The organism is Bacillus sp. LR_5, from assembly GCF_042709275.1.
In genome coordinates this window covers 1-11,937 of the sequence record NZ_JAVAXX010000206.1, presented here as the reverse complement: position 1 = coordinate 11,937, position 11,937 = coordinate 1, and the positions used below count along the sequence as shown (strand labels likewise).

The 11,937-nt window shown below is 44.4% G+C and carries 10 protein-coding genes; 7 read left to right on the top strand and 3 right to left on the bottom strand.

The genetic code is table 11. From position 1 onward, the window contains the following. Nucleotides 1-130 precede the first annotated feature (130 nt). Entirely contained in the window at nucleotides 131-1,885 is a 1,755-nt protein-coding gene (locus RAC86_RS27780) for a right-handed parallel beta-helix repeat-containing protein (RefSeq protein ID WP_061186182.1), read from the top strand. A gap of 16 nt (nucleotides 1,886-1,901) precedes the next feature. On the opposite strand, the gene RAC86_RS27775 is transcribed toward RAC86_RS27780, so the two are convergent. Beyond that, complete coding sequence (locus tag RAC86_RS27775; RefSeq protein ID WP_014112641.1) at nucleotides 1,902-2,123, bottom strand: YczF family membrane protein; 222 nt, start codon at nucleotides 2,121-2,123, stop codon at nucleotides 1,902-1,904. A gap of 125 nt (nucleotides 2,124-2,248) precedes the next feature. On the opposite strand from RAC86_RS27775, the gene gerKA reads away from it, so the two are divergent. From gerKA to RAC86_RS27760, 3 genes are read left to right on the top strand one after another with little or no spacing between them, the layout of a single operon-like run. Beyond that, nucleotides 2,249-3,883, top strand: a complete 1,635-nt coding sequence (gene gerKA, locus RAC86_RS27770; RefSeq protein ID WP_072565738.1) for a spore germination protein GerKA — start codon at nucleotides 2,249-2,251, stop codon at nucleotides 3,881-3,883. Then, nucleotides 3,873-5,096, top strand: a complete 1,224-nt coding sequence (locus RAC86_RS27765; RefSeq protein ID WP_014112643.1) for a Ger(x)C family spore germination protein — start codon at nucleotides 3,873-3,875, stop codon at nucleotides 5,094-5,096. Before gerKA ends, RAC86_RS27765 begins: the two co-directional genes overlap by 11 nt. A gap of 24 nt (nucleotides 5,097-5,120) precedes the next feature. Beyond that, nucleotides 5,121-6,245 carry an endospore germination permease GerKB gene (locus tag RAC86_RS27760; protein ID WP_072565739.1) on the top strand — a complete coding sequence of 375 codons (1,125 nt, stop codon included), beginning with the start codon at nucleotides 5,121-5,123 and terminating at the stop codon, nucleotides 6,243-6,245. Between the two features lie 104 nt (nucleotides 6,246-6,349). Here the strand turns inward: RAC86_RS27760 and RAC86_RS27755 are convergent, their stop codons facing one another. After that, nucleotides 6,350-7,030 carry an ABC transporter ATP-binding protein gene (locus tag RAC86_RS27755; protein WP_061186186.1) on the bottom strand — a complete coding sequence of 227 codons (681 nt, stop codon included), beginning with the start codon at nucleotides 7,028-7,030 and terminating at the stop codon, nucleotides 6,350-6,352. A gap of 15 nt (nucleotides 7,031-7,045) precedes the next feature. Then, a complete protein-coding gene (locus tag RAC86_RS27750; protein WP_072565740.1) occupies nucleotides 7,046-8,512 on the bottom strand; it encodes an ABC transporter permease in 1,467 nt (488 codons plus the stop codon). A gap of 212 nt (nucleotides 8,513-8,724) precedes the next feature. Here RAC86_RS27750 and yclJ point away from each other — a divergent pair, with 212 nt between their 5' ends. The 3 genes from yclJ to rapC all read left to right on the top strand — a co-directional run. Then, entirely contained in the window at nucleotides 8,725-9,408 is a 684-nt protein-coding gene (yclJ, locus tag RAC86_RS27745) for a two-component system response regulator YclJ (RefSeq protein WP_003224983.1), read from the top strand. After that, entirely contained in the window at nucleotides 9,395-10,816 is a 1,422-nt protein-coding gene (gene yclK / locus RAC86_RS27740) for a two-component system sensor histidine kinase YclK (protein ID WP_072565741.1), read from the top strand. The genes yclJ and yclK overlap by 14 nt, the downstream gene beginning before the upstream one ends. Before the next feature lie 161 nt (nucleotides 10,817-10,977). After that, on the top strand, nucleotides 10,978-11,937 hold a 960-nt coding region (gene rapC / locus RAC86_RS27735; protein WP_377886244.1), incomplete at its 3' end, for a response regulator aspartate phosphatase RapC.

Genomic DNA, 11,937 nt, shown 5'->3' with positions numbered 1-11,937 from the left:
GTCCTTTTTTGTAAGGTTTGCTTACAAAACTATTCCTTTATATTTTTTTAATAAAATTTTAGAGAAATGTACAAGCGGATCGGGCCTTTGTGAGTATCATGATAGTAATCATAGAGAAGGAGGCTCGCAATTGGCTGAATTCATATTAAATGCGGCGGATTTCGGTATCTCAGGAGATGGTAAAACGGATTCAACAGAACTGATTAATCAATGCCTCAGTACGGCTGTTTCGAAAGGATATCATACTGTCTGGTTTCCAAAGGGAACATATTTAATAGACGGAACGCTTGGAGGAGATCCCAATCAGAAGTTTCGAAACGCCGGGATCATTGTTCCCGGCAACCTTGAGATTGTGATGGACCCCGAGTGTATCATCAAAGTGATCCCGAACAGTTCGTGGGGTTATTCCGCATTTTATGTAGGCAAGCAAGAGAATATAACCATTTCCGGGGGACAACTTATCGGTGAACGCGATGAGCATACGTATGCGTCCGCAGGAATAAGATCAACCCATGAATGGGGCTTTGGCATTTGCATTGAAGGATGCTCGAATGTTGTCATTGATGATGTCAAAATTTCTGATTTTACCGGGGACGGGATCATTGTCAGTCCGAGGGGATTAAAGACAAATCATGATTATCGAACGTCAGAGCAAATTATCATCCGCCGCTGTGAGGTTCGGCGGTCGAGAAGAAATAATATTTCCATTACCGGATGTGATATGGTCACGGTGGAGGACTGCGTGATTGCAGATGCCGGAACGGGGAATGGAACAGCACCGAGATTCGGAATAGACATAGAAGGATATGGAGAAGGTGATATTGATTATGAAGAACCGATCAATGTATCCATTCGCAATAACCATTTTATCGGAAACGTTTCAAGTTCTGTGACCAATTTTAACGGGTACGGCATTTCAATAGAAGGAAACCACTCAGACAATACGATCAGTTATGGGTATGGAACGCAAACGGTAATTAAAGGAAATATTCTCAGACGGGCGGAAGGCGCTGCTGCTGCGCCTAGAGTTGGGATTACCGGACTCGGTGTGTCACAAGGAAAAGAGAGCAGTGATGCGGTCATCGCAGGCAATCTCATTACCGGGTTTTCAACCGGGATTGATGTCAGGGGAAAGAGCGTTCTTGTCACGAACAATAAAATCAGCAACTTTGAAAACACAGGGATATTGGTTTATCAGTCTTCCGACGTAAAGGTAGATGGCAACCAGATTCAAAACGGACTGTCTGAAACAAGGCGCAGTACCGGCCTTCGCGCAGTGCTGTCAGATGATAGCGCATTTCTGAATAACTGCCTCATTCAAGTCATTGACGGCGTGAACATTTCCGGAGGCGATATGATCATTAAAGATAATGTGCTGAGAAAATTCAGCCGGGGGATCTGGATCGCTCAAGGAAACGCGGTGATTGAAGGAAATACACTGAATCCTGACGCGTTTGAAGCAGCCCCAGAATCATATGCTGTTTCTGTTACAAACAATGCCAGCGCTATCATCAAAAACAACACATGTAAAGAGTTTAAAAATTACCCGATTTACTGTTCCACAAGTGCGAAAACCTCAATTATCGGCAACCATTTCGAGAGATCTCCGCTTTTGGTTACCATCTATATTAACGCCGGTGTGCATGAAATTTTTGATAACACCATTTCTGTCAACAGAACAGCCGGAAATCCGATTGTCATTTATATCAACGGTTCTGCAGGCTCTATCATCTCTGGAAACACCATCAATAACCTCTCCGCAGGCACGGCGACAGCTATTCAAACAAACACCTCAACCAATTCCAAAATCATCGGCAATCGAATCTTCAAAGGAACCATCAACAGACATAGCAGCGATACAGCAGACGGCAATATTATCGCTTGAAAAAAAGCGCCCCGCTTTAGGGGTTCTTTTTTTTCGATTTATAGATCACGTACATTTCTCTCACTAATATGAAAACAAAAAATAAAAGCACGACCCATTCTGCAAACGTCGTCATCTTAAAGCTGGACACATTGTTATAAATGGCTTTTGTCAAACTGAAACCTTGAAGCATGTCCATAAAAACAGAAATGGTTAATAAACAAATCAGTATGACCCCTGTCACGCCTAATATCTTCATGCTTCATCACCCTCCGCTTTTAGTGTCTATCTTTATCGGAGAAGTTATACCGCAGCCATCAGCATGCATAATCTGAACTCCAAAAGGAAGAATATGAGAAAATAACTAGGAAAGGTATTTTGTGTATGCCTTTATTTTCTAAGCAAAAGGAAAAGACCGATTCGAAAGATAAACAGAAAACAGAAGAAAAGAATCAGGATCAGCAGCAAGAAAATGAAAGGCCGGTTCTCGTTTCCGCAAGTTTGGCAAAAAATATAGCGGAAACGAAGAAGGAGGTCGGAAGCAGCTCGGACGTCATCATTCGCGAGATTAAAATTGGGGAGCAGGATCGTATCCATCTAGCTGTTATTTATATTGCAGGGCTGGTCGATAATAACACGATCCATGAATCGTTAATCGAGCCTTTGGTACAGGATGAGTCTATCCAAAACCCTCATCCGATCCAGCAGATTCTTGAAAAAACGCTCCCGTTAGGCGGAGTGAAAGCGGAAAAGAGCTGGGACAAGCTTTTTTCTGAATTAATGCTCGGCAATGCGCTCGTTTTTGCTGATGGCTATGATGAAGCGCTTATCTGCAGCACTCAAGGGGGCGAGCAGCGTTCCATTCAAGAGCCGAGCACCCAGGTGTCCTTCCGCGGCCCGCGCCAAGGATTTACAGAGTCTCTTCAAACCAATATTTCCATGATCCGCCGATACATCAAAAATCCGAATGTATGGGTAGAGAAAATGAAAATCGGGTCTGTAACCCACACGGATGTCGCGCTCATGTACATTCATGGCATTTGTGATGAAAAGGTGCTGAAGGAAGTGAGGCAGCGCCTGAAAAAAATAGACATAGACAGTATTTTAGAATCCGGATATATCGAGCAGCTGATTGAAGATGAAACCTTTACGACGTTTCCGACCATGTATCATACAGAACGCCCTGATGTTGTAGCGGGAAATCTGTTAGAAGGAAGATTTGCGATCGTTGTGGACGGAACACCGTTTGTGCTTATTGCCCCGGCCTTATTTGTTCAATTCTTTCAGTCTGTTGAAGATTACTATTCGCGTTTTGACATTGCGACAAGCATAAGGGTTCTGCGGGTTTTAGTCTTTTTTATTTCACTCGTGGCTCCGGCTGTTTACGTGGCAGCCACGACGTTTCACCAGGAAATGATCCCGACGCAGCTGTTAGTCGTCATTGCAGCCCAGCGGGAAATTGTCCCGTTTCCAGCTGTCGTCGAAGCACTTACGATGGAGGTTGCTTTTGAGATTCTCAGAGAAGCCGGTGTCAGGCTGCCGCGTGTCGTCGGCTCGGCAGTATCGATCGTAGGTGCGCTTGTTATCGGACAGGCTGCTGTACAGGCTGGTATCGTCTCTCCGGCCATGGTCATTATCGTTGCGATCACCGCGATTGCCAGCTTCGCGACACCGGCTTTCGCCATGGCGATTTCAGCCCGTCTCATTCGATTTATCTTTATTATTGCGTCCTCTATTATGGGGTTTTACGGGCTGATTTTAGGCATTATTATGATGTTTGTCCATTTATGCAGCCTGCGCTCATTCGGTGTTCCTTATATGTCGCCGCTCGCTCCTTTTTCATCTCAAGGGGTAAAGGACACATTGTTCAGGGTGCCATGGTGGGCTGATGAAAAAAGGCCGGAATCAATCAGCAAGCAAGATAAGGTGCGGCAGGGGGATGATCAACGCCCAGAGCCTGACGGTTCACGCGGAATGGTGAACAAAGATTTGGAAGAAGGGGATCAGAATGGTACGTAAACGTGTATTAACCGTCCTCATGCTTTTGAGCGTGATTGTGCTGCCCGGCTGCTGGGATAAGCGGGAACTGACGGACCTTGCGATTATCTCGGCGATTGGCATCGATCGGACGAACGAAGGCAACTACGTGCTACATTTTCAAATTATCAATCCCGGAAATGTTGCCGGCGGGCTTCAGGGAGGCGGTGCTGGAGACAGGCCGCCTGTATCCGTTTATTCAATTGAAGGCGACAACATGACGGAAGCGCTCAGAAAAGCCTCCATGAAAGTATCCCGGCGGCTTTACTTTGCCCATACCAATCTCGTTGCGATCAGTGAAAAGCTGGCGAGAGAGGAAGGCTTGGATTTTGTGTTAGATAATCTTGATCGCGACACAGAATTCAGGACAACGGCCACAGTTGTCATCGCTCATAAAACGAAAGCGGAAAACATCGTGAAAATCCTGACGCCGATTGATAAAATCCCGTCAAATAAAGTCAATAAAACACTCGACTTCACGGAGGCGCAATACGGACGGGTGGTCAAAACCAATATTCAGGACGTCCTGAAACAACTTGCCACCAACACAAGAGCACCGGTTATCCCGGGATATATGATGATTGGCGACGAAAAAAAAGGAATCAGCATGGAAAACACGCAGGCGACAGATCCGAAAGCCATTCTTCAGGCAGACGGTTTGGCGGTTTTTAATAAGTCAGGCCATTTAAAGTATTGGATCGAGGATAAAGAAAGCGTTGGAGCTGTCTGGCTTATGAACAAGGTTCAGCATACGTTTATTAATGCTGATTGGGACAAGACAAAGGACGCGGTCAGCTTACAGGTCACTCATCAAACCACAAAGCTCGTACCTGAGATGCGGAACGGACGTCCGCACATCCACGTGCGTGTGGCGGTTGAAGGAATTATAGATGCTGTCAAATACCCTTTCCAATTGTCTGATCCAAAGGTGCTGTCTGCCATTGAAAAAGCTCTCAACAAAGAGTTGGAAAAGGAAATCACCAACACTGTGAAAATGGTCAAGAAGAATAAAATTGACTTTATCGGATTTGGTGACACGATATACAGAAAGTATCCGAAGCAGTGGGAAAAAATGAAAGACACTTGGGATAAAGAGTATTTGCCCGAACTGCCAGTCGATGTGAAGGCAGAGACGTATATCAGAAGAACGGGATTGCGCAACAATCCAATCCAACACCAGCTTGAAGATGAATAGGTCTGGAGAAAGGGGACATGCCAGGTGGAAAAAGCCAAAATCAGCATAAGACAGCTGTTTGTCATGGTTATTATTTTTGAGCTGGGCAGCTCCTTATTGATTACACCGGGTTCAATGGCGGGCAGGGATGCTTGGATAGCGGTTCTATTGGGCTGTGCGGCCGGTTTGTTTCTTTACTATTTGTATCAAGGCATTTATCAATGTTACCCCGAATCTTCACCGAAAGAATATATGGATGATATGCTCGGAACCAAGCTGAGCTGGCTGTTTTCATTTCTGTATATCCTGTACTTTGCCTATATTGCAGCACGGGTGCTGCGGGATTTTGGGGAAATGCTGTTGACGTTTGCTTATCATGATACACCGATTCTGATTGTGAACGCTTTATTAATGATTGTTAGCATATATGCCGTCAGAAAAGGAATTGAAGTGCTCGCACGTGCGGCTGAGCTTCTTTTCGGAGCCATGTATATACTGGGCGCCCTCGGCCTTGTGCTGATTATTGTCTCGGGTTCCATAGATACGCAGAATTTAAAACCGGTTTTAGAAGACGGCATTGTTCCTGTCATTCACTCTGTTTTCACACAGACCATGTACGTTCCGTTTGGTGAAGTTGTTTTATTTGTGATGATATTCCCTAATCTTAATGACCGAAAAGATGTAAAGAAAGTGGGAATGGCTGCCATAGCCATCAGCGGATTGGTTGTGGCGCTTACCGTGGCGATTAATATTAGCGTGCTTGATGTTGATCTTACACTCAGATCCCAGTTTCCGCTTTTAAGTACGATTCAGACGATTAAGGTTGAAGAATTTCTAGACCGTCTCGATGTCTTTTTTATGCTGGCGCTGATCATCGGCGGTTTCTTCAAGGTCAGCCTCTACTTATACGCAGTGGTGGTGGGCGCGTCCACGCTCTTTAAGGAAAAGAACCCTTCTCAATTGGCATATCCGATGGGACTGGGTATCTTAATCCTTTCCATTACCATCGCGACTAATTTTTCGGAGCATCTGAACGAAGGCCTGAAGGTGGTGCCGCTGTATATTCATTTGCCCTTTCAGCTTTTGTTTCCGCTTTTCTTGTTTATAATAGCCGTTTGGAAAAAGAAGCGAAGAGAGAAATCAAAGGGATCGGAAAAAAAGAAACAATAAAAAGAGCGGGGGGATGCAGCCACCGCTCTTTTTATGTTCACTTCTATATAAAAGGGGGATATAGGTTGCGCCCCTGTCTGCACTGGCAGAGGCGCGCGCTTTTGTTATACGACTGCGACGTTTTCCTTCACAGTAAAGCTTCCTCTTGAAAGCCTGATGTTGATGTCTGATACTTTTGCAATTTGCTCATCGTGCGTTACCATGATGACGCATTTATTTTCCTTGTGCGCCAGACCTTGAAAGAGCCGCACGATTTCTTTTGATGTATCCTCGTCAAGGTTTCCGGTTGGTTCATCGGCTACGATGAGATCCGTGTCACAGCAGAAAGCTCTTGTAATCGATACCCGCTGCTGCTGTCCGCCGCTTAATGTCAGCACTTTTTGACGGGCTTGTTTTTCACTGATGCCAACCTTCTGCAGCATTTCCAGCGCATACGCTTCTTTGTTCTTTTCTTTAGAACCTGTGATTTCCATGGCGGTTGTGACGTTCTGCAGAGCCGTCATATATGGAAGCAGGTTGTACGCCTGAAAGACAATTGATACATATTGATTTCTGAAATTTGTTAAGCCGATTTTGGAAACCGCTTTTCCATCGTAAAGGATCGTTCCTTCTTTTGGTGCGTCAAGTCCGCCTGCCAGAGACAGGAAAGTGGTTTTCCCTGTCCCTGATGTGCCGACAATTGTATAGAATTTTCCTTTTTGAAAGCTGATGTTGATATCCTGAAACAATGGCTGGCTTTTGTCTTTATACCAGTAGCCGACTTGTTGAAATTCTAATAAGCTCATAGGTTTCGCCTCTTTCTATTCTTGTTTTGTCAATATCGTTTTCGGATGGAGCCGCAGTACTGAAATAGACGGCAGCAATGTTGCAATGATGGCGATTAAGATGCCGATTCCGCCAAGAACAAGCATGTCGTTCATAGAAACCGCGACGTTCAGTGAATCGATAACGTTCGCGTTTGCTGAGCTGTGGCCGAACATTCCGCCGCCCATGCCGCCACCGCCGCCAGGCATTTGTCCGTTTGCGGTTTGCGTTGAATCAGTTGATGAACTGATCTGCTGGGATAAAAGCTGATTGCCGAGCTGGTTCGCGACTAGATTTCCCGTTACCGATGCAAGGCCGATTGCGATAACGGCCACGATCAGAATCTCAGTTAAGAACTGTCCGATCAATTTCCAGCGTTTTTCACCGATGGCCATTAACACGCCCATCTCATATTTGCGCTCTCTGATTGACATCATGACAATCAGGCCGAGAATGACAGCGCCTGCCACTGATACAAGATATACGACGTTTTTAGAGAAAGAAGCTACATTTTCAATCGGGCTGACCATTTGCTGGTAAAGCTGATCGTTTGTATTCAGTGTGTACGTATCGAAGTCAATTGATGTTTTCTTCGCCGCCTTTACGAAAGCATCCATATTTTTCGCATCGTCCATATAATAAACGGCCGAGTCAATCGTATTTTTATAGCCGTCGCCTTTCAGCGCCGCTATTGCTGTGTAAGGCGTGTAAAGCTTGTTGTAAGGATTTAAGAAAGAGAAATTTTGGGCTTGGTCGTCGCCTGAAGACGTTGTTTTATAGATACCGACAATCTTCAGCTTCACTGTTGTATCTTCGTCTGTTGCTGATTCAATTGTGATCGAATCTCCAATGCTTACATCATTTTCTTCCGCTAATGTTTCGTTAATCACTGTTACCTTTTTGCCGACATCAGATTTTGTAATTGCGCGTCCGTCAGTGATTTTTGAATCTCCGTCAGAGAAATCATCGACTAACGCTGTGCTGATGACACCTTCAATCGAAAGATCGGCTTGAACCATTTGCGGTCCGCCTTGTCCGCCGCCTTGGCTGTTTTTAGCATTTGAGCTTGAACTGCTTGAGCTGGAATCACTTGAACTAGAGCTTGAGCTTTCAATCGCATCAAAGTTTCCTGCGTTGGCTGAAGCGGATGTGATGTAGTTGTAGCTCTTCACATGATCAAGTGCAGCAAGCTTGTTTGCATCAGACACTGTGATCGGTGTTGATTCGAAGCTGCGTTTTTCTCCGCTGTCCTGCTGTTTTTCCATTTGCTTTTGGCGGTCAACTTGAAGCGTTACGCTTCCGCCGAGCTCCTGTCTGGCCAGTTCGCTTGATTTTTGTGCTGCGGACTGGATGGTGAGGCCTGACAGAACAAAGACACATATGACTGTAAACACAAATAATTGCAATAACGTTTTTCCCTTTTTAGCCTTCATATTCCAAAAGGCCCGTTTGATAAAGTTCATTTATGTTCCTCCGTATAGGTATTTTTATTGATAAGACCGCCTGTGGGGCGGACCCGCTTGTTGATAAATTAATAGTAGTCCAAAGGTATGAAAAAACTATGAACAATCTATTTCTAGTTGATGAAATAAAAACTAACAATTGTGAAACACAAAACCTTCTGTATAAAATGGTGCTAATATATAAAAAAGCGTCAAAACAACCGGAGGATATAATGAAAATATTAATGATAGAAGATAATGTTAGTGTATGTACGATGACGGAGATGTTCTTTTTTAAGGAAGGTTTTGAAGCGGAATTCGTTCATGACGGATTAGAGGGATACCAGCGTTTTACGGAGGAAAATTGGGATCTGATCATTTTGGATATCATGCTTCCATCCATGGACGGCGTGACCATCTGCAGAAAAATAAGAGAGACAAGCACGGTGCCGATTATCATGCTGACTGCCAAAGACACTGAATCAGATCAGGTCATCGGTTTTGAGATGGGAGCGGACGATTATGTCACAAAGCCGTTCAGTCCGCTGACATTGGTTGCCCGCATCAAAGCCGTCATCAGAAGATACCAGGCGACAGGCAAGGCGGTCATTGATGAAGATATGATCGAATCGGAATGCTTTACAATTAATAAGAAGACGAGAGAAGTATTTTTAAACGGAGAGCCTGTAGAAAACCTCACGCCGAAGGAATTCGATCTGCTTTATTACCTTGTCCAAAACCCGCGGCAGGTGTTCTCCAGAGAACAGCTGCTTGAGCAGGTATGGGGCTATCAGTTCTACGGAGATGAACGAACGGTTGACGTTCATATTAAACGGCTGCGGAAAAAGCTTGCCAGCGAAGACAAGCCTTTCCTATACACTGTGTGGGGAGTAGGGTATAAATTTGATGAAGATTAAATATTTATATCAGCTGCTGCTGAGCCATATCAGCATTTTGATTTTAGCGTTTGTCATTATCATTTCTCTGTTTTCCCACTTTGTAAAAGAGTTTGCCTATCAAAACAAAGTAGAGGAATTAACGTCATATGCGGTGCAGATCGCAAACGAATTCCAAGCCGGCCAGGTTGACATGCGCAGACTGTATCCGTATCAGGATATTTTAAGCACAAGAAAGACACAGTTTATCATCTTTAATGAAGAGCAGCAGCCTTATTTTCTTCCTGAAGGCTTTCACCATCAACCAAGGGAAAAGCTGAAGAAATCAGAATGGAATAAGCTGAAAAAAGGGCAGACTGTCATGATCAGGGCAGATGGCCGTTTTGATGATGAAGTGTCCCTTGTGGCGCAGCCTATATTTGTTCAGAATGAATTTAAAGGCGCCGTTCTGCTGATTTCTCCGATTAGCGGCGTTGAACAGATGGTCAATCAAGTCAACCTCTATATGTTTTACGCTGTGATCAGCACGCTCGTCATTACCATTCTCGTCAGCTGGCTTCTGTCCAAATTCCATGTCAAACGGATCCAAAAGCTGAGAGAAGCGACGGATAAAGTGGCTTCCGGCGATTATGACATCCACTTGGAAAACAGCTACGGGGACGAAATTGGCGTGCTGGCGTCTGACTTTAATATCATGGCGAAAAAATTAAAGCAATCAAGGGATGAAATCGATCGCCTTGAGAAGCGGAGAAGGCAGTTTATCGCAGACGTATCACATGAATTAAAAACACCGCTGACGACGATCAACGGTTTGGTTGAAGGGCTGAACAGCCATACGATTCCTGAGGATAAGAAGGATAAATGCTTCTCGCTTATCAGTGAGGAAACGAAGCGTATGCTGCGGCTCGTAAAAGAAAATCTGGATTATGAAAAAATCAGATCCCAGCAAATTACCTTGAACAAGCTTGATGTTCCGCTGATCGAGGTTTTTGAAATCGTGAAAGAGCACTTGGAGCAGCAGGCGGAAGAAAAACAAAACAAGCTGATGATCCAGGTAGAGGATCACGTCATCGTTCATGCCGATTACGACCGATTCATTCAAATCCTCGTCAACATTACGAAAAACAGCATCCAATTTACGCAAAACGGTGACATTTGGCTGCGCGGAATAGAAGGATATAAAGAGACGATTATCGAAATCGAAGATACGGGAATCGGCATTTCAAAAGAGGATATTGAACATATTTGGGAGCGGTTCTACAAAGCTGATATTTCAAGAACGAACACGGCATACGGGGAATATGGACTCGGTCTCTCCATCGTTAAGCAGCTCGTTGAGATGCATCAGGGCACAGTAGAAATCAAGAGTGAAAAAGGAAAAGGCACAAAATTCATCATCCGCCTTCCTTTAACGGCAAAACAGAAATAATATACAGGGCGGCGGCATCTCAAATGCAGCCGCCTTTTTTGCATACCGCTTCGGTTTATTGCGTGCTCCCGAAACAAAGATTGCGTGTTTTTCGGGTTTGGACGGTCTGTAAACATGATAAAATATGACATAAACAGTTTTTGATGGGAGAGGGTGAAGGAATGAAGAGCGGGGTAATTCCTTCTTCAGCGGTCGGTCAAAAAATTAACGAGTGGTACAAATATATCCGCACATTCAGCGTACCGGATGCCGAAGTGTTAAAAGCTGAAATCCAGCAGGAACTGAAACACATGCAGCACGATTCCAACTTGCTGCTTTATTATTCACTAATGGAATTCCGCCACCAGCTTATGCTTGATTATCTAGAGCCGTTAGAGAAATTAAATATCGAAGACCAGCCCAGCCTGTCTGAATTATCAAGAAACATTGACAGCAACCAGGCAGATCTCAAAGGGCTGCTTGACTATTATGTGAATTTTTTCCGCGGAATGTATGAGTTTGATAAGCGGGAATTTATTTCTGCCATTACATATTATAAACAGGCGGAGAAAAAGCTTTCCTTTGTCGCAGACCATATTGAACGGGCTGAATTCTATTTTAAAATCGCGGAAGCCTATTATTATATGAAGCAAACGTACTTTTCACTGATCAATATAAAAAACGCCTATGAAATTTACGTGGAGCAGGAAACCTATAATGTGAGAATCATTCAGTGCCATTTCGTGTTCGGGGTCAACCTGATGGATGAAAGGAATTTCGAACAAGCCGCACGCCATTTCAAATTGGCGCTCGATATGGCCGAAGCAGAACAAAAAGCCCAGCTGGTCGGAAGAGCATATTACAACCTTGGATTATGCTATTACAATCAAGACCTTCTTGACCCTGCTATTGACTACTTTGAAAAAGCGGTCTCCACGTTTGAAAGCAGCAGGATCATCAATTCGCTGCCGCAAGCATATTTTTTAATCACCCTGATTTATTATAAGCGGGGAAAACATGATAAAGCTTCGGCATATCACAAGCGGGGCTATGAATATGCTAAAGAAACAGACGATGCAGACTACGCGATAAAATTCGAGTTTTTACAATCCCTATATCAGGATCAGCCCAATGAAGAAGGG